Raw genomic sequence first — 19,827 nt, 5'->3', positions numbered from 1 at the left:
GCGCGGGTCAGGCCGCGGATGGCGGACTGGTCCGGGTCGGTGGCCGCGTGGCGGGTGTGGACGAGGAGAGGCTGTTCGCCGTCGAGGTGGGCCTGCAGCTGCGGGAGCAGCTCGGCGGCCGTGACCGCGTGCAGGATCGTGTACGCGGCGGTGGGCTCGGTGGCCTGAGCGGTGACCGGAGTCCAGTCGACCCGGTACAGGTCACGCACGGCACTCGCCTCCACCACCAGTGGACGCAGGGCCAGCGCACCGACCGTCGCCACCGGAGTACCCGTGGGATCGGCCAGCTCCAGCCGATGGCCGGCGCCCTCCTTCGTGATGCGCACCCGCAGGGCCGAGGCCCCGGACGCGTGCAGCGTGATGTCCGACCAGGAGAACGGCAGCTCCGCCTGGGAACCGCTCTCGCTGTCCAACAGGCCGATGGCGTGCAGGGAGGCGTCGAGGAGGGCCGGGTGGATGCCGAAGCCGTCCGTGTCGGTGCCCTCGGGCAGGGCGACCTCGGCGTAGACGGCTCCGTCGCCGGAACGCCAGGCAGCCGCGACTCCCTGAAAGAGGGGACCGTACTCCAGGCCCATCGCGGCCAGGTCGCCGTAAAGGGCGCTGGTGTCGACCGGTTCGGCGCCGGCCGGGGGCCAGACGGTGAGGTCGGCGGCGGGCTCGACGGCATCGGCCGTCAAAGAGCCCTCGGCGTGCAGGGTCCAGGCCCCGTCCTCGCCGTCGGGGCGGGAGTGGACGGTGACGGCGGGCTCCTCGCCCTCGCCGACACGGACGCGCAGGGCGACGGCGCCGGTCTCGGACAGGACCAACGGGGCGTGCAGGGTCAGATCGCGGACGGTCACCGTGCCGACCTGGTCACCGGCCCGTACGGCGATCTCGACCAGGGCGGCACCGGGCACGATGACCGTGTCGTTCACCGCGTGCTCCGCCAGCCACGGATGCGTGGCCAGGGACAGCCGACCGGTGAACAACGCCCCTTCCGAATCGGGGAGTTCCACGGTCGCACTTAGCAGCGGGTGGCCGGCCGTGTCGATCCCCGCGGCCTGGACGTCACCCGCGTCGAGTGTCGAGGGCGCGGGCCAGTAGGTCTCGTGCTGGAAGGCATAGGTCGGCAGCTCGACAGCGTTCCAGCCGGGGCCGAAGTAGGCGGCCCAGTCGACGACCGGAAGGCGGGTGAGCGCCTCGACCAGGGCCTGCGCCTCGGAACGGTCCCGGCGCAGCCCCGCGACGAGTGAGGCTTCGGTGCCCGTGTCCGCCGCCATCGCGGTGAGCACGGCGTCCGGCCCGAGCTCCAGGAACGTGCCGATGCCCTGCCCGTCGAGGGTGGCGACGGCTTCGGCGAAGCGGACGGCCTGGCGGACGTGGCGGACCCAGTAGGAGGGGTCGGACAGGTCCTCGTACGACACCTGCGCACCCGTGAGGGTGGAGACGATCGGTATCGCGGTCTCGCTGTAGGTGAGTTGGGCGGCGATCTGCTCGAACTCCGCGAGCATCGGCTCCATCAGCGGCGAGTGGAAGGCATGGCTGACCGTGAGCTTCTTCGTCTTCCGGCCCGCTTCGGAGAAGTGCGCCACGACCTGCTCGACACCGTCCACCGGTCCGGAGACGACCACCGACACCGGCCCGTTGACCGCGGCGACACCGGTGCCCTCCGGAAGGACCGGCAGGACCTCGTCCTCGGTCGCCTGGATGGCGGCCATCGCGCCCCCGGCGGGCAACTGCTGCATCAGCCGGCCGCGGGCGGCCACCAGGGTCGCCGCATCCGCGAGCGACCACAGCCCGGCGACATGCGCGGCGGCCAGCTCACCGATGGAGTGCCCGGCCAGCACGTCCGCGCGCACACCCCAGGCCTCCAACAGCCGGAACAGGGCGACTTCGAGAGCGAAGAGGGCAGGCTGGGTGTAACCCGTCTCGTCCAGCCCCTCCCCGCCGAACATGACGTCCTTCAGGGGCCGTTCGAGATGCGCATCCAGAGCCGCACACACCTCGTCCAGCGCAGCCGCGAACAGGGGGAAGGCCTCGTACAGCTCCCGCCCCATCCCGGCCCGCTGGCTCCCCTGCCCCGTGAACAGGAACGCCAGCGAACCACCCACAGCCGTCGGCGTCACGCTCCCGCCGGCAATGGCCTCCAGCCCGGCAAGCAACCCGTCCGGGTCCCCCGCCACCACCGCTGCCCGGTACGCGAACGACGACCGCCGCGTGGCCAGCGAATGGGCGATGTCCACCGGGTCCGCGCCGGTCTCTCGACCGACGAGTTCGAGAAGGCGTACGGCCTGCTCGCACGTGGCCTCGGCGGTCTTGCCGGAGACGATCCACGGCACGACCGGCAGCCAGGACGCTGCCACGGCTTCCGCGGGCTGCTCGGCCGGAGCCTCCTCCACGATCACGTGGGCGTTGGTGCCACTGATGCCGAAGGAGGAGACACCGGCACGCCGGGTCCGCTCCCCCGCCTGCCAGGGCCGGGCCTCGGTCAGCAGCTCCACCGCACCCGCCGACCAGTCCACGTGCGACGACGGCGCGTCCACGTGCAGGGTCCGCGGCAGCTCCTCGTGCCGCATCGCCAGCACCATCTTGATGATCCCGGCGACGCCCGCGGCGGCCTGCGTGTGGCCCAGGTTCGACTTGATCGACCCCAGCCACAGCGGAGCGTCCTCGGCACGGTCCTGGCCGTACGTGGCCAGCAGCGCCTGCGCCTCGATCGGGTCACCCAACCTGGTTCCCGTACCATGCGCCTCCACCACATCGACCTGCTGCGGAGTCAACTCGGCCGCGGCGAGAGCCTGTTTGATCACACGCTGCTGAGCCGGACCGTTGGGAGCGGTGAGACCGTTGCTCGCGCCGTCCTGGTTGACGGCCGAACCCCGTACCACCGCCAGCACCTGGTGCCCGTTGCGGCGGGCGTCCGAGAGCCGCTCCAGGACCAGGACGCCGACGCCCTCACCCCAGCCGGTGCCGTCGGCGGCCTGGGCGAACGGCTTGCATCGCCCGTCCGCAGCGAGACCCCGCTGCCGGCTGAAGTCCACGAACGTGTCCGGCGTCGACATCACCGTCACACCACCGGCCAACGCCAGCGAGCACTCACCGGCGCGCAGCGCCTGCGCCGCCAGATGCACCGCCACCAGCGACGACGAACACGCCGTGTCCACCGTCACCGCCGGACCCTCAAGACCCAGCGCGTACGACACACGGCCGGAGGCGATGCTGCCGCCGACGCCCATGAAGCCCTCGGTGTCGTGGTGGGCGGAGCGTTCCAGGACGGTGGCGTAGTCGTGGTACATGACCCCCGTGAAGACACCGGTGGCGCTGCCGCGCGCGGTGGCCGGGTCGATGCCCGCGCGCTCGAACGCCTCCCACGACGTCTCCAGCAGCAAGCGGTGCTGCGGGTCCATGGCCAGCGCCTCACGCGGGCTGATGCCGAAGAACCCCGGGTCGAACTCGGCGGCCTGGCCGAGGAATCCGCCGTGCCGGGTGTACGTCTTGCCGACGGCCTCCGGGTCGGGGTCGTACGACTCCTGCCACAACGGGCCACGGTCGGACGGGAACTCGGAGACCGCGTCGCCACCGGCGGCCAGCAGACCCCACAGGTCCTCCGGCGAGGCCACCCCACCCGGGTAACGGCACGCCATGCCGACGATCACGACCGGGTCGTCCGTCACCGCCACGCCCCGCCGCTCGACCCGCGACTCACCCTCCGAGGGCTCCTCGGCGCCAACGAGTTCGGTCTGGAGGAAGTCGGCGACCGCACTCGGCGTCGGGTGGTCGAAGACGAGCGTGGCGGGCAGCCGCAGGCCGGCTTCGGCGCCGAGTCCGTTGCGGAACTCCACCGCCGTGAGGGAGTCGAAACCGAACTCCTTGAAGGGCTTTTCGGGCGCGACGTCACCAGCGCCGCCGAATCCGAGGACGGACGCGACATGGCGGCGTACGAGATCGAGCAGCACGCGGGCGCGCTCGCCGGCCGGCAGCCGTTGCAGCCGGGCCGCAAGGCCCCCGGCCGTGGCCTGCGCGCCGCTCGCGACGGCCCTGCGGACAGCCGCGGGCCGGACGAGGCCGTGCAGCACACGGGGCAGCTCACCGCGCCTGGCCCGCTGTTCCAGAGCTCGGGAGTCCATGACCACGGGGAGCAGATGTGCGGACGGGGCATACGTGCCGGAGAGCGCCGCGTCGAGCAGGGCGAGGCCCCGTTCCTCGTCGAGAGGCAGGACCCCGACCCGTGCCATCCGGTCCAGGTCGGCGGCGGTCAGCTCGGCGCCCATGCCGCCGACCTCCGGCGCCCACAGGCCCCAGGCGAGCGAGACGCCCGGCAGTCCCTGGGCCTGCCGCAGCGCGGCGAGGGCGTCCAAGTACGAGTTGGCCGCGGCGTAGTTGGCCTGTCCGGTGCCGTCGAAGGTGGCGGCGCTGGAGGAGTAGAGGACGAACGCGTCGAGGTCGCGGCCGGCCGTCAGCTCGTGCAGATGCCGGGCCGCCAGCGCCTTGGGCGCCCACACCGACGCCAGACGCTCCGGCGTCAGCGACTCGACCGTCGAGTCGTCGAGAACGCCCGCGGTGTGGACGACCGCCGTGATCTCGGGGTGGGCGTCGAACAGCCGTGCCAGCGCCGCTCGGTCGGAGACGTCACAGGCTTCGAGGCGCACGTCGTCCGCACCCAACGCCCCCAGTTCTGCGGCGAGTTCCTGCGTCCCGGGGGCGTCGGCGCCGCGTCGGCTCGTGAGCAGGACGCTGCGGACACCGTGGACGGCGACGAGGTGGCGCGCGGTGAGCGCGCCGAGACCGCCGGTGCCGCCGGTCACCAGCACGGTGCCCGACGTGGTCCATGCGGCTTCCGCCGGTGCGGCTGCCTCGCGAGCGCGTGCCAGGCGGGGCGCCTGGAACTCGCCCTCTTCGTAGAAGAGTTCGGGTTCGCCGACCGGGATGTGCTCGGGGATGTCCAGGGCGTCGAGGAGGACGATCCGGTCGGGGTGTTCGGCCTGGGCGGCGCGGGTCAGGCCGCGGACGGCGGACTGCTCCGGGTCGGTGGCGGCCTCGTGCGTGTGGACGAGCAGGGGCCGCTCGCCGTCGAGGTGGGCCTGGAGCTGCGGGAGCAGCTCGGTGGCCGTGGCCGCGCGCAGGATCGTGTACGACTCAGAGGGCTCGGTGGCCTGCGCCGTAACCGGGACCCAGTCGACCCGGTACAGGTCGCGGACGGCGCTCGTCTCCGTCTCCGTCGCCGCGACCGGGCGCAGCGCCAGCGCGCCGACGGTGGCCACCGGCGCCCCGGCAGGGTCGGCGAGGTCGAGCCGGTAGCCCGAGGTCGACTCCGTGATGCGTACCCGCAGCGCCGAGGCGCCGGAGGCGTGCAGGGTCACGTCCGACCAGGAGAACGGCAGCTGGGCCGCCGAGTCGGCCTCCTGCGCCACGGTGATGGCGTGCAGGACGGCGTCGAGGAGAGCGGGGTGGATGCCGAAGCCGTCCGTGTCGGTGCCCTCGGGCAGGGCGACCTCGGCGTGGACGGCTCCGTCGCCGGAACGCCAGGCGGCCGAGACGCCCTGGAACAGCGGCCCGTACTCCAGGCCCACGGCGGCCAGGTCGTCGTACAGGTTCGTGACGTCCACGGCCTCGGCATCGGCCGGCGGCCAGGCCGTCAGGTCCGCGGCCGGCTCGGCGGGCTCGGCCGACAGGGAACCCTCGGCGTGCAGCGTCCAGGTCCCGTCCTCGCCCTCCGGGCGGGAGTGGACGGTGACGGCGGGTTCCTCGCCCTCGCCGACGCGCACGCGCAGGGCCACCGCCCGGTCGGCGGGCAGCACGAGCGGGGCGTGCAGGGTCAGGTCACGGACGGTTCCGCAGCCGACCTGGTCCCCGGCCCGTACGGCGATCTCCACCAGCGCGGCGCCGGGCACGATGACCGTCCCGCGCACCGCGTGCTCGGCCAGCCACGGCTGGGCGGCCGGTGACAGCCGACCGGTGAACAACACGCCCTCGGAATCGGGCAGTTCCACCGCCGCGCTCAGCAACGCGTGCTCGGCATCCGTCTGACCGGCGCCCGCGACATCGCCCCGGGCCGCACCGGCGTAGGCGTCGAGCCAGTACGGCTGGTGCTGGAAGGCGTAGGTGGGCAGGTCGACGGGGAGCCGACCGGGTCCGAAGAAGGCCGTCCAGTCGACGACCGGAAGGCGGGTGAGCGCCTCGACCAGGGCCTGCGCCTCGGAACGGTCCCGGCGCAGACCCGCGACGAGCGTCGCCTCCGTACCCGTGTCCGCGGCCATCGCCGTCAGCACGGCATCCGGCCCCAGCTCCACGAACGTACGCACTCCCCGCCCGTCGAGGGTGGCGACGGCTTCGGCGAAGCGGACGGCCTGGCGGACGTGGCGGACCCAGTAGGAGGGGTCGGACAGGTCCTCGTACGACACCTGCGCACCCGTGAGGGTGGAGACGATCGGTATCGCGGTCTCGCTGTAGGTGAGTTGGGCGGCGATCTGCTCGAACTCCGCGAGCATCGGCTCCATCAGCGGCGAGTGGAAGGCATGGCTGACCGTGAGCTTCTTCGTCTTCCGGCCCGCTTCGGAGAAGTGCGCCACGACCTGCTCGACGCCGTCCACCGGTCCGGAGACGACCACCGACACCGGCCCGTTGACCGCGGCGACACCGGTGCCCTCCGGAAGGACCGGCAGGACCTCGTCCTCGGTCGCCTGTACGGCGGCCATCGCGCCCCCGGCCGGAAGCTGCTGCATCAGCCGGCCGCGCGCCGACACGATCAGCGCCGCGTCTTGCAGGGACCACAGCCCGGCCACATGGGCTGCCGCCAGCTCACCGATCGAGTGCCCGGCCAGCGCGTCCGGCCGCACGCCCCAGGCCTCCAAGAGCCGGAAGAGGGCGACTTCCAGAGCGAACAGAGCGGGCTGGGTGTATCCGGTCTCGTCCAGCCCTTCCCCGCCGAACATGACGTCCTTCAGGGGCCGTTCAAGGTGTTGGTCGAGGGCCGCGCACACGTCGTCGAGCGCCGCTGCGAAGACGGGGAAGGCCTCGTACAACTCCCGCCCCATCCCGGCCCGCTGGCTCCCCTGCCCCGTGAACAGGAACGCGACCGACCCACCAGCGGTCGACGGCGTCACCGCCCCACCGGCGATGGCCTCCAGCCCGGCCAGCAGCCCGTCCCGGTCCCCGGCCGCCACCGCGGCCCGGTACCCGAACGACGACCGCTTCGTGGCGAGCGAGTGGCCCACATCCGCCGGGTCCAGGTCCGGCCGGGCCACGGCGAAGCCGAGCAGTCGTGCCGCCTGTCCCCGCACCGCCTCGGCGGTCTTGCCGGAGACGATCCACGGCACCACGGGCAGCCCGGCCGCCGTGTCCACCGCCTCCGCGGGCTGCTCGGCCGGAGCCTCCTCCACGATCACATGCGCGTTGGTGCCACTGATCCCGAAGGAGGAGACACCGGCACGCCGGGTCCGCTCCCCGGCGAGCCAGGGCCGGGCCTCGGTCAGCAGCTCCACCGCACCCGCCGACCAGTCCACGTGCGACGACGGCGCGTCCACGTGCAAGGTCTGCGGCAGTTCCTCGTTGCGCAGGGCGAGGACCATCTTGATGATCCCGGCGACGCCCGCGGCGGCCTGCGTGTGGCCCAGGTTCGACTTGATCGAGCCCAGCCACAGGGGCTCGTCCGTGGCACGGTCCTGGCCGTAGGTCGCCAGCAGCGCCTGGGCCTCGATCGGGTCGCCCAACCGGGTTCCCGTGCCGTGCGCCTCCACCACGTCGACCTGCTGTGCGGTCAGGCGTGCGGAGGCCAGGGCCTGGCGGATGACCCGCTGTTGGGAGGGTCCGTTCGGTGCCGTGAGCTGGCTGCTCGCGCCGTCCTGGTTGATCGCCGAGCCGCGCACGACCGCGAGGACCTGGTGCCCGTTGCGGCGGGCGTCCGAGAGCCGCTCCAGGACCAGGACGCCGACACCCTCGCCCCAACCGGTGCCGTCGGCGGCCTGGGCGAACGGCTTGCACCGGCCGTCCGCAGCGAGACCCCGCTGCCGGCTGAAGTCCACGAACGTGTCCGGCGTCGACATCACCGTCACACCACCGGCCAACGCCAGCGAGCACTCACCGGCGCGCAGCGCCTGCGCCGCCAGATGAACGGCCACCAGCGACGACGAGCACGCCGTGTCCACGGTCACCGCCGGACCCTCAAGACCCAGCGTGTACGAGACCCGGCCCGAGACGACGCTGGCGGCGCTGCCGTTGCCGAGGAAGGGGGAGATGTCCTGGGGGACGTCCTGGAGGTGGGCGCCGTAGTCGTGGTACATCACGCCGGCGAAGACGCCGGTGGAGCTGCCGCGCAGGGACGCCGGGTCGATGCCCGCCCGCTCGAACGCCTCCCACGACGTCTCCAGCAGCACCCGCTGCTGCGGGTCCGTCGCCACCGCCTCACGCGGACTGATCCCGAAGAAGTCCGCGTCGAAGTCCGCCGCCCCCTCCAGGAAGCCGCCCTCGACGGAGTACGTCTTGCCGGGGGCGTCGGGGTCGGGGTCGTACAGGCCCGCCACGTCCCAGCCGCGGTCCGTGGGGAAGGGGGTGATGGCGTCGCCGCCCGCGGCGAGCAGACCCCACAGGTCCTCGGGGGAGGTCACGCCGCCGGGGTAGCGGCAGGCCATGCCGACGATGGCGATCGGCTCGTACTGCTTCTCCTCCTCCTCGCGCAACCGCCTGCGGGTGTCGCGCAGTTCGGTCGTGGCCCTCTTGAGGTAGTCGAGGAGCTTCTGTTCGTTCGACTCATTCGACATGCGGTCGTCCACCTGTAGGAGAGGAGCGGGAGGGAGGAAGGAGGAGTGGGGGTGGGTCAGTTCACGGCCGCTGCGCGCAGGCCGGAGAGCGTGCGCCAGAGCGCGTCCGGAGTGCTGAACGTCTCCATGGACAGCGCGTCGTCGGTGAACTTGACGTCGTAGGCGTTCTCGATCTCGATCAGCAGGTCGACGATGCCGAGCGAGTCGAGGCCGGCGTCGCGCAGGTCGAGATCCTTGGTGAAGGGGGCGTCCTCGGGGAGGAAGCCGAGGTGGGGGCGGATGAGGCCCTCGAACTGGTCGTCCCACATGGCGTGTTGGTCCTCTCTGGAGGCGGGTGTGCGGGCGGGTCGGGAGGCTGTCCCGTCGGCGGGGCGGCGGGTCAGTCGCGGGCCGCGAGGACGCACTCGACGACGCTGTGTTCGGTCGAGAGATTGCGGATCGACCGGACCTGGAGGCCGGCCCCCTCGGCCTGCTTGCGCATGTCCTCCTCGGACCGGATGCGCGTGCCCTCCTCGCAGACCACCATCTGGAACAGCGAGCGGATGGCGGAGGCGTTGTCGTGGCCGAGGAGCGGCTCGATGACGAAGAGGACGGGTTCGGCGGCGAGGCCCTCGGACTCCTCGACGGTGCGGGCCATGGCGCGCTGGACCGTCTGCAGGATGCGGGTGCTGCTCTCGGGGCTCCAGTTGTGCAGGACGTTCTTGAGGAAGTAGGCGTCGGCGCCGCTCGGGACCTCCTCGAAGAAGTCGGCCTCGGCGAAGGAGAGGCGGCGGATCAGGTCCTGGTCGCCGGACTCGTCGAGGAGCTGGGCGCCACGCTTGGCGACGTCGCCGCGCTCGGCGACGGTGCCGTGGATGTCCGGGTGGGCGGCGAGGATGCCCTTGAGGAGGTGGCCGCTGCCGCCGCCGACGTCGATGACCTTGGAGATGCGGGAGAAGTCGAAGTCGCGGGCGAGTTCGGCGGCGGCGGGCCGGGTGATGTCGGCCATGGCCTTGTCGTAGACCTCGCCGGCGTCGGTGTCCTTGTCCATGTAGGAGTAAATGGACTCGCCGTACTCGGAGCGGGAGGCGGGCTTGCCGCTCTTGACGGTGGTGAGCAGGTCGCGCCAGACGTCGTAGTACATCTCGCCGCCCAGGACGCACCAGTAGCGCATGGACTGCGGGTGGTCGTCGCGCATCCGCTCCGAGGTCTCGGTCTGCTCGAAGGTGCCGTCCTCGCGCTCGCGGAAGACGCCGACGATGCCCAGGACGCGCAGCAGGTAGAGCACGCCGTCCGGGTTGGCGTCGGTCAACTCGGCCAGTTCGGCGGGCGACTTGGGGCCGTCGGCGAGGTGGTCGGCGATGCCGAGCCGGGCGGCCACGCTGAGGGACCGGGAGATCCAGCCCATGCCGGCGAGCTGCAGCAGCTCCATCGTGTCTCCAATTCCTGGTGCTTGTGGTGTGGGTCAGTGCGAGGACAGTGCCGCGCTCAGGCGGCGCACCGTGCGGTGGTCGGCGATGTCCTGGAGGCCGATGCGGATGCCTTGCCTGCGGGCCTTGTTGGCGACCTGGGCGGCGCCCAGGCTGGTGCCGCCCAGGGCGAAGAAGTCGTCGTCCAGTCCGGCCTTGGCGGCGCCGGAGAAGGCGGCGAACAGGTCGCACAGCAGGGCCTGTTCGGGGGTTTCGGGCGCCTGGTACGTGGTGACGGCGGCGAAGTCGGGGGCCGGGAGGCGGTCCGTCTCCAGCTTGCCGTTGGCGTTCAGGGGCAGGGTGTCGAGGGTGAGGAAGGCGCTGGGCACCATGTAGTCGGGCAGGGTGTCGGCCAGGTGCGCCTTCAGTGCGTCACCGGCGGGCGCGGGCGCGTCGGCCGGGACGACGTAGGCGACGAGGTGGGTGTCGCCGGTGCCGGTCCGGTGGACGGTGACGGCGGTGCGGGAGACGGCGGGGTGGCGCAGCAGGGCCGACTCGATCTCGCCGAGTTCGACGCGGTAGCCGCGGATCTTGACCTGGCCGTCGAGCCGGCCGAGGAAGGACAGGGTGCCGTCGGGGGCGCGGCGCACGCGGTCGCCGGTGCGGTACATGCGGGTGCCGGGCGGGCCGTAGGGGTCGGCGACGAAGCGTTCGGCGGTGAGGGCGGGGCGGCGCAGGTAGCCGCGGGCCAGCTGGCCGCCCGCGATGTACAGCTCGCCGTCGTCGGTGGGGCGCAACCGCTCGTCCAGGACGCGCAGTTCACTGGTCCAGGTGGGCCGGCCGATGGCGACGGCGCCGGACGGCAGGGCGTCGCCGGGGCGGACGGCGTGCACGCAGCAGCCGACGGTGGCCTCGGTGGGACCGTACTCGTTGAGGACGGTGACCCGCGGGTGACGGGCGCGGAAGGCGTCGACGGTCTCGGAGAGCAGCAGTTCGCCGCCGACGACGAGCTGCTCGGTGGGCGACGCCTCGGGCGGCAGCGTGGCGAGCAGCGCCATGTGGGACGGGGTGACCTTGAGGAGGGCGGGGCTCGGGCCCGGCTCCTCCAGCGAGCCGATACGGATGGTGCCGCCGCTGGTGAGGGGCGCGTACAGGGTGGTGACCGTCATGTCGAAGGCCACGGAGGAGTGCAGCAGCGTGGTACGGGCGGCGCTCGGGTAGGTGCCGCGGGCGTAGTCGAGGTAGGCGGCCAGCGGCCGGTGGGTGACGACGACGCCCTTGGGGCGGCCGGTGGAGCCGGAGGTGTAGATGATGTAGGCCGGGTGGTCGGGGTGCAGCGGCCGTACCCGCTCGGAGTCGGTCGGGTCCGTACTGGGGGCCGCCGCGATCCGGGCGCGGGTGGCGTCCTCGTCGAGGAGGACGGTGACCGCGGAGCCGGCCGGGGCGCCGCTGCCGGTGTGGGTGAGCAGGGCGGCCGGACGGGCGTCCTCGGTCATGAGGGCGAGGCGCTGCGCCGGGTTCTGCAGGTCGAGCGGCAGATAGACGGCCCCGGCCTTGAGTACGGCGAGGAAGGCGGTGACGAGTTCCGCGCCGCGCCGCATGCCGACGGCGACGATGTCTTCGGGACCGAGCCCTAGGGAGATCAGGTGGTGCGCCAACCGCGCCGAGCGCTGGGCGAGTTCGCGATACGTGACGGCGGTGCCGCCCTCGACGAGCGCGAGGGCGTCGGGGGTACGGCGGGCCTGCTCGGCGAGGAGTTCGGGAAGCAGGGCGGTCTCGCCGTGGGGGGTGGCGGGCGTCGGGTTACTGACGGGGGCCGGCGTGATCGTCACAGCCGGCGTGCTCGGCGTGGTCGTCGTCATGGTGCGGTCACCCGGCCGTGCCGGTGGCGCCGGTCGCGCCGACGGGGCGGTCGGCCAGCAGCCGCTGCAGTGCGTGTGCGGTGGCGGTGGAGCGCAGGAGGTCGTCGTGGGCGACGGGGACCCGGTGTTCGTCGCCGATCGGGTGGTCCGGGGCGGTCGTGGTGAGGGCGGTGGCGGTGGTCCAGGCGGGCAGCGGGCTGAGGGTGGTGGCGGCGGTGAGGTAGGAGACGAGGGAGACGAAGGCGCCGGAGAGCTCGTCGCGGATGTCCTCGTCGAGGTCGAGCCGGTCCGCGGCGGCGGCCACGGCGGCGGTGAAGGTGTCGGCGAGTTCCCGTCCGGCGACGGGCAGTTGGTCGTCGCCGTACTGGGCCTTCAGGGCCTCGCCGCGGGCGTGGAAGGCGTCGAGTTCGGCGGGGGTGAGCAGCGCGCCGAGGGAGTCGCCGGCGGTGTGGAAGTCGTCGTACAGGCCGCTGGTCGAGGGGAGTTCGGGGTCGAGCAGGATGAGCCGGGGGGCGGGTTGCCAGTCGGCGATGCGCTCGGCGAGGGCCGCGGCGAAGACGCCGCCGGCGCAGTAGCCGAGGACCGCCTCCACGGGGGCGCCCGAGGCGCGGACCTCGCCCAGCCACCAGTCGAGGTAGGCGTTCCCGGTGGGCGGGACCTGGTCGTCGGGGCCCGGGGGCCGGCTCGCCCACAGGGTGAGCGGCGGATCGAGGAGCGGGGCGAGGTCGGCGAATTGGGCCGGCGCGCGGCTTCCCGCGGCGAAGTCGACCGCCAGCAGGAGACTTTCGCTCTCCCCGCTGCTCAGCGTCTTCCACGCTATTCGACTCACGGCTATTCCCTATTCCTGTCCTCGGGCCACGGAAAGACAATTCGTGGCAGCGGTGAACTTCACGCTAGATGCGGGTGGTGGCGTTGCGGACCCCTACCGTGGGCGGGGGCACCCCTAACCTCGGATCGTGGCCGTGGCGCTTATCCGCGTGGTGATGGCGTCGAGCACCTCGCGCTGCCGGTCGGCGAGGTAGAAATGCCCGCCGGAAAAGGACTGCAGCTCGTGGCCGGCGGTCGTGTGGTCCGCCCAGGCGTCGACCTCGTCGAGGGTGGTGTTGGGGTCGGTGTCGCCGATCAGGACGGTGATGGGGCAGTCGACGCTCACCCCGCGGTCGACGCGGTAGGTCTCCACGGCCTTGTAGTCGTTGCGGATCGCGGGCAGCGCGAGCCGCATGATCTCCTCGTTGCCCAGGACCCGGTCGTCGGTGCCGCTGAGCTTGCGGAGCTCCTTGATGACGCCCTCGTCGTCGCGGGTGTGGACGCGCTCGGCGCGGGTGCGGGAGGGCGCCCGGCGGGCGGAGGCGAACAGCCGCTCCGGGGCCGGGATTCCGGCGGCCTTGAAGCGGCGGGCGATCTCGAAGGCGACGGTGGCGCCCATGCTGTGGCCGAACAGGTACAGCGGCCGGTCGGCGTAGTGGCGCAGTTCCTCGAAGGCGCGGTCGGCGAGTTCGGGAACATTGTCGACCAGGGGTTCCCTACGACGTTCCTGGCGCCCCGGATATTGCACGACCAGGACGTCGATGGCGGGGGTCAGCTCCTTGGCGACGGGAAAATAGAAACTCGCCGAACCGCCCGCGTGCGGAAAGCAGACGAGGCGTGGCGCATCGGCGACGGCGGGGTGGTAGCGGCGAATCCAGGCGCTTTCCTCCGGGTTCGGCGCGGCGGTCGGTACGGCGGTGTGCGCGGCTGTCCGCAGCGTGCTGTTCTGCGTCGTCATGAGGAGGACCTCAGTTCTCGTCGGTTCTCGTCGGTTCTCGTCGGTGCTCGTCGGTGCTCGGTGCTCGTCGGTTTGTCGTCGGTGCTCGTGGGCGCTCGTGGGTGTTCGTCGGTGGTCACAGCTCGGGTGCGGGTTCGGGGAGTTCCGGCAGGAAACCGAAGAGCATCTCGGTGAGCTGCCACTGCCCGGCGAACTCGGCGAATTCGGCCTCGGGGACGGGCACGCCGGCCCGTTGGAGCGCCGCGCCCAGCAGCCGCTGGGCCTCCGTGTCGGAGGCGGCGCCCTGCGGCAGGACGACGGGGGTCGGCGGCGTCGCGGGCAGCGGGGCGGGTGCGCGCAGGTGCCAGTCGGTGTGCTGCTGGTAGGCGTCGGCGACGGCGAGGAGGGCGCGGTCGGTGCCGGGGGCGGCGGCCAGTTGCAGGGACAGCGGCAGGCCCGCGGTGTCGAAGCCCATCGGCAGGGCGACGGCCGGGAACCCGACGGCGCTCCACAGGCTGGGCAGCCAGGACACGGCGGCCAGGCCCGCGGGATCGTCGTAGCGGGGCGCGCCGGCGGGCCAGGTCGGGGTGGCGAGGGCGTCGAGTCCGTCGAGGCGGGCCCGCAGTCCGGCCGCACCCCAGGCCCGTACGCGCTGCGCGTGGACGTACACGGAGGCGGGGATCAGGCCGCCGAGCACGAGGGTGCGCCGCAGCGGCCGCCCGTACTGGTCCCAGCGGGTACGCAGTCCGGCGCCGTGCCGGTCGAAGCCCTCGGCGAGGAGGGTGATGAGCTGGGCGGCGAACAGCGGGTACAGCTCCGGCAGTTCGACGCTGACGACCTTGGCCCCCTGGTCCCGCAGCCGTTCGAGGGCGGTGTCGAAGGCCTCGCGGCACTCCGGGGACAGCTGCCCGGACTCCTCCAGGGCGCGGTCGGGGACCCCGACGCGCACCCCGTCCAGGCCGGTGCGCCAGGCCGGCTCGGGGGTGTCCCAGCCGGCGGCGACCCCGAGGGCGCGGGCCGCGTCGCGGACGGTACGGGCCAGGGTGCCGACGGTGTCGAGGCTCGGGGCGAGGGGCAGGCAGCCGGCGGTGGGGACCAGACCGTGGGTGGGCTTGATGCCGGTGACGCCGCACAGCGCGGCGGGGATGCGGATGCTGCCGCCGGTGTCGGTGCCGAGGCCGACGTCGAACAGACCGTGCACCAGACCGGCGGCACTGCCGCTGCTGGAGCCGCCGGGGTAGCGGGCGATGTCCCAGGGGTTGCGCGGCACGGCGAAGGGCAGGGCCGGGTCGGGGCGGCCCAGGGCGTGTTCGGCGGCGGTGGTCAGGCCCAGCGGTACGGCTCCGGCGGCCCGCAGGCGGCGTACGGCGACGGCGTCGCGGCCGCGGTGCCAGTCGGCGTCGTGCACCTTGCTCTGGGCGGTGGGGACCGCCTCGCGGGTGGCGAAGACGTCCTTGACGCCGAGGGTGACGTCGCGCAGCGGGCCGTCCTCGGTGCCCTCCGCGCGGGGGGTGTCGAAGCGGCGCGCGAACACGCCGAGCCGCTCGTCGAGGCGGTCGGCGGCGGCCCGCTGCCGCTCCAGCCGCGTGCTGACGTCCACCATGGCCGCTCCGTAGGTCGTGGGCTGTCCGGGAGTTCCGGGTCTTCGACCCTAGGGAGGGCGCACGCCCGCGCAGTCCCCCTTGCCGGACCCCTTAGCACCCCTGAATTCGCACCCCTGCCTGCGGGTTGTCCGTGGTTTCCCGGGCTACCGTGGCGGTGCGGCGGGAGCAGACTGACGCAGACTGGTGGTGACCCTGCCGCGTTCCCGGGTCCGGAAAGGGGGGATTTCCTTGCTGCGGGACGACGTACCCCTGCCCGTCGGCCAGGTGGCGCTGCGCGACGACGCCGGCGCCGCGTCGCCGGCCCGTGTCCTCATCGCCGCCCTGGGCGACCTCTACGACCCCGAACCGGTGCTGGAGCCGGGTCCGTTGGCCGTGCGCACCGTGACGTCCGTCGTCGATCCGCCGTTCTTCGGCAACGGCGACATCGGGCGGCTCGCCGTGTGCGCGGCCGTCAACGCGCTCGCCGTCGCCGGTGCCGAGCCGCGCCGGCTGACGCTCGCCGCCGTCGTCGAGGCGGGGCTGCCGGCCGCGCTGCTGCACCGCGCCGCCGCGTCGGTACGGGAGGCGGTGCGCGAGGCGGGGGTGCGGGTCGCGGCGGTCGACGCGCGGGTGGTGCGGGCCGGCGAGGCCGACCGACTCACCTTCGTGGCCACGGGGTTCGGGACGTTCACGCGTCCGCCGCTGAGCGTCGCCGACGTGCGCCCCGGCGACCGGATCCTGGTCTCCGCGCCCCTGGGCAGCCATGCGGTCCATGTGCTGTCGCTGCGCGCCGGACTCGGTTTCGAGTACCACGTGCCCAGCGACGTCGCCCCGCTCGGCGGGCTGGTCGAGGCGGTCCGTACGGCGCTGCCGTCGGGCGCGCTGCGGGCGGCCGGGACGGTCGGCGAGGGCGGACTGGCCGCGGTGCTGCGGGAGTTCGCGGCGGGCTCGGGCCGCGCGCTGCGGGTCCACGAGGCCGCGCTGCCGGTGCCGTACGGAGCCCGGGAGGCGTTCGACGTGCTGGGCCTCGACCCGTTGTACGCCGCCGGAGCCGGCTGCGTGTGCCTGGTGGTCGACCCCGCGGCTCAGGCCGCGGCGCTGGCCGCGCTGCGGGGACACCGCAACGGCCGGCTGGCGGCGGCGGTCGGTGAGGTCGTGGGCGCCACGAACGGTGCCGACGGTGTGAACGGTCCGGGTGGCGCGGGCGGTCCTGGCGGCTGGGGCGGTGCGGTCGAAGTCCGCTCGCTGGTCGGCGGTTTGGCGCCGCTGCGCGACGAGGCGGAAGAGGGCGGGGCTCCGGCGCGCTTGCTGTGAGGGGCGAGCCGCCGCCGACGCCCCGGCTCTCCCCTCCCGTCGGTCAGTCCCTCGCGCGCCTGCCCCGGTTCAGTACGGCGGCGGCGATCAACGCGGCCACGGCCGGAACCGGACCGATGCCGACGAGGATGCCCGCGTGGGCGGTGGCGGACTGTGCGACGGCGTGTCCGGTGCCCGAGGAGACGTAGCCGAAGAGGGCGAGGATCAGGCCGTACACGAAGGGGCCGACCGCCAGGCCGAGCGTCTCGCAGGTGGTGAACAGCCCGGACGACACCCCCGCCCCGCGCAGTTCCTCGCCCGCGATGCACTCCTGCAACAGCGCGTAGAGGAAGAGAAGTTGACCGGCGTGCCCGGCGCCGGCGAGGGCCATCAGGAGCAGCACGAGGGGCAGCGGCAGGACGGGCGCGGCGAGCAGGAGCAGGCAGCCGGTGGCGAAGACCGCGCAGGCCCACCGGTATCCGGCGCGGTGGCCGACGCAGGTGCCGAGCCGGGTCCAGGCGCGCACGGTGAGCAGGTTCGGCGCGACGAACGCGGCGACCAGCAGGCCCGTGGCGTTCTTGTCACCGAGGATGTGCTCACTGAAGTAGGGCGCCCCGGCGGTCAGTCCACCGGTGGCGACGGACTGGACGACGATCCCGGTGAGCAGCGCCGGGAATCCCGCCACGCGGCGGGCGACGGCGAGCCGGCGGCGCAGGCCGGGGCCGGCGGGCGTCGCGGCACCCGTGCGGGCGCCCTTGATGCCGATGAGGACGCCGGCCGTACCGGCGAGCACGCACAACGCGCCGAACAGGCCGACCAGTCGGTGGCCGGGCACTCCCCCGCCGCCCGCGTCGACGAGCGCGGGTCCCGCGGCCCCGGTGAGCAGCGCGGACACGGCGATCACGGCGACGCGGCCGCCCACGAGGGAGACCCGGTCGGCGGGCCGGTCGGTCAGTTCGGCGGGCAGGGCGTTGTAGGGCACCTGGAAGAAGGCGTACGCGGTGGCGGCGAGGAAGAAGCCCGCCGCGGCCCACCAGGCCCCGGCGGAGGCCGGTCCCGGTGCCGAGAACATCAGGGCGAACGCGGCGGCCACGCCGACACCGCCGGCCAGCAGATGGGTACGGCGGCGGGGCCGGCGGTCACCGGCGTGCCCGACGAGGGGCCCCAGCAGGGCGTTCCACACCTTGGGTACGAGGATCACGGTTCCGGCGAGTGCCGCGCCGACGCCGAGGGTGTCGGTGAGGTACGGCAGCAGCAGGAGGCCCGGCAGCGTGCTGAAGGCGCCGGTGACCAGGGCCCCGGAGGCGTACCCCGCGCGCAGCCCGCGGCTCGCGCCGGGGGCCGGGGGTGTGGTCGCCGGGCGGGCGGCGAGTTCCGATTCGACAGCCATGGTTCGAGCGTGACCGGCGCGGGAGCACGGCAGTAGTCAGGGATTCACCCCACATTTCCGGGACTTCCTGTCGTGCAACTACCGGACACGGGCGGGCGCTTGGATCAAGGACGCGGCTGGGAGATGGTCGGTGGGACGCACCGGGACGAAGCCGGGACGAAGCCGGGACGAAGCCGGGACGAAGGGGGAGGGCGGGACGGGGATGCGTACCGAGGAGGCCCTGGACACCCGCGCGCTGCTGCGGGTCGCGGCGGGCGGGCTGCATCGTGAGGCGGCCGCGGCCGCGTCGTTGCTGCGGTTGCTGCCGCCCGAGGACACGGAGGCGGCCGTGCTGCGGGCGCGGGCGCTGGTGCTGGCCGGGCGCCCGGAGGCGGCGCTGCGGGCGTCCGCGTCCGTACCGCCGACCATTCAGGACGCGCCGGTGCGGGCGGCGGCGCTGCGGCTGCTGGGCCGCTGGGACCTGGCCGAGCGGAGCCTGCGACACCATCCGCCCGCCCCCACCGCCACGGCCCTGGAATGCGCCGCCCTGTCCCTCGACCGCGGCGAGCCGACCCTCGGCCACGCGGCCCAGCACTGGGCCCAACAGGCCCTCCACTGCGCCCGGGAGGTCGTCCCGGGCGAGCCCGTCACCCACCGCCGGGCGCCCGACAGCGACGAGCGGCCCAGGGGCACCGCCGCGGACGCCTTCGAGCCCGTGACCGACCATGCCGAACACGAAGGGCACCGGCAGGTCGCGTACGCCGCCCCCGGCCGGCGGAGCGTCGACGCCCCCGCTCCGCCGGCCGACCACGTCGGCCACGTCGGCCACGACCGAGGCCGAGAGTTCCCGAACACCACCCCCGAGCCCCTCACCCACCACATCCGGGACGACCGAACCGTGGAGGCCCTGGGCGGCACTCCCGACCAGGCCGACGTCGACGTCGACGCCGCCTACGCCCGTTGTCTCCTGGCCGCCGCCTTCGCCGCCGTCGGGCGGTTCGGGGCGGCTCTCGACGCGGCCGACGCCGCGGCGCAGGCGGTGGACGCGCTCGGGGAGGACGTGCTGCTGCGGCGGCTCGACGCGGTGCACCGGCTGGCCGACGCGCTGTTCTACACCGGGCGCAGGCGGGAGGCGGAGCGGCGGCTCGGGGAGGCGCTGGTGTGGGCCCGGGAGTCGGCGCAGGACCATGTGGCGGGCCGGCTGGAACTGGGGCTCGCCCGGGCGCGGCTGGCCGCCGAGGACCTGAGGGCGGCCGGTCAGTGGGCCGAGCGGGCGGCCGAGTCGGCGCGCCGCACGGGCGGGGTGCCGCTGGCCGTGGACGCGGCGCTGTGCCTGTCCCGGATACGGCTGGCGGCGGACGACAGCGCGGCCGCCCTGCACGCGGCGGAGAAGGCGGCGCGGGCGGCGCGCCCGCTGGGCGGGGTGTGGCGGGACCGGGCGGCCGCCCGGCTGCGGGAGGTGCGCCTGGTGCGGGAGCACGAGCGGCCCGCGCCCCCGGACGAGCCCGAGCGGACGCCCGCGGCGGACCTGCCGCTGCAGGCGCTGAGCGGGCGCGAGGCCCAGGTGGCGGTGCTCGTCAGCGAGGGCTGTACGAACCAGCAGATCGCGGCCCGGCTCCAGCTCAGCCCGAAGACCGTCGAGACGCATCTCAGCCGCATCTTCAAGAAGCTCGGCATCACCTCACGGGCCCAGGTGGCCCATTGGGTCGGCCGGGCCGCGGGCCCCGCCCGGGACAGCGGGGGATGACGTCCCCGGGCGGGGCAGCTGCCGGCGCGGGCACGCGGTGACAGGGGGGTGTCGGGTGCGACCGCGCCGCGCAACCACCCTGCCCGCGCGGACCTGAGCGGCACTA

10 protein-coding genes are annotated in these 19,827 nt (G+C 73.9%); 2 read left to right on the top strand and 8 right to left on the bottom strand.

Annotation, left to right across the window (positions count from 1 at the left end; all coding sequences use genetic code 11):
* The 7 genes from ACWGKT_RS41135 to ACWGKT_RS41105 form a co-directional block, all read right to left on the bottom strand.
* On the bottom strand, positions 1–8,735 hold an 8,735-nt coding region (locus ACWGKT_RS41135), incomplete at its 3' end, for an SDR family NAD(P)-dependent oxidoreductase (RefSeq protein WP_453277710.1).
* Between the two features lie 56 nt (positions 8,736–8,791).
* The gene (locus ACWGKT_RS41130; protein WP_235460686.1) at positions 8,792–9,043 is read right to left on the bottom strand and encodes a phosphopantetheine-binding protein; all 252 of its coding nucleotides are present in this window, start codon (positions 9,041–9,043) and stop codon (positions 8,792–8,794) included.
* 71 nt (positions 9,044–9,114) lie between these two features.
* Positions 9,115–10,146, bottom strand: coding sequence for a methyltransferase (locus ACWGKT_RS41125; protein WP_356150784.1), 1,032 nt, complete (start codon positions 10,144–10,146; stop codon positions 9,115–9,117).
* 33 nt (positions 10,147–10,179) lie between these two features.
* Complete coding sequence (locus ACWGKT_RS41120; RefSeq protein ID WP_453277709.1) at positions 10,180–11,985, bottom strand: amino acid adenylation domain-containing protein; 1,806 nt, start codon at positions 11,983–11,985, stop codon at positions 10,180–10,182.
* 7 nt (positions 11,986–11,992) lie between these two features.
* Positions 11,993–12,814 (bottom strand): hypothetical protein, encoded by an 822-nt coding sequence (locus ACWGKT_RS41115; protein WP_453277708.1) that lies wholly within the window; start codon positions 12,812–12,814, stop codon positions 11,993–11,995.
* Positions 12,815–12,928: 114 nt separating this feature from the next.
* Complete coding sequence (locus ACWGKT_RS41110; RefSeq protein WP_453277707.1) at positions 12,929–13,750, bottom strand: thioesterase II family protein; 822 nt, start codon at positions 13,748–13,750, stop codon at positions 12,929–12,931.
* Positions 13,751–13,865: 115 nt separating this feature from the next.
* Positions 13,866–15,332: an amidase gene (locus ACWGKT_RS41105; protein WP_453277706.1), complete on the bottom strand. Its 1,467-nt coding sequence runs from the start codon at positions 15,330–15,332 to the stop codon at positions 13,866–13,868.
* Between the two features lie 229 nt (positions 15,333–15,561).
* Between ACWGKT_RS41105 and ACWGKT_RS41100 the strand changes: the two genes are divergently transcribed.
* Positions 15,562–16,626, top strand: a complete 1,065-nt coding sequence (locus tag ACWGKT_RS41100) for an AIR synthase-related protein (RefSeq protein ID WP_453277705.1) — start codon at positions 15,562–15,564, stop codon at positions 16,624–16,626.
* Between the two features lie 43 nt (positions 16,627–16,669).
* Here ACWGKT_RS41100 and ACWGKT_RS41095 read toward each other — a convergent pair whose 3' ends face one another.
* Positions 16,670–17,995 carry an MFS transporter gene (locus tag ACWGKT_RS41095; protein ID WP_453277704.1) on the bottom strand — a complete coding sequence of 442 codons (1,326 nt, stop codon included), beginning with the start codon at positions 17,993–17,995 and terminating at the stop codon, positions 16,670–16,672.
* A gap of 202 nt (positions 17,996–18,197) precedes the next feature.
* Between ACWGKT_RS41095 and ACWGKT_RS41090 the strand changes: the two genes are divergently transcribed.
* Entirely contained in the window at positions 18,198–19,721 is a 1,524-nt protein-coding gene (locus ACWGKT_RS41090) for a helix-turn-helix transcriptional regulator (RefSeq protein ID WP_453277703.1), read from the top strand.
* Positions 19,722–19,827: the final 106 nt, after the last annotated feature.

Source organism: Streptomyces sp. NPDC054794 (assembly GCF_053611585.1).
Note: the sequence above shows the minus strand (reverse complement) of the source record. Positions and strands in the feature narration are given on the sequence as shown.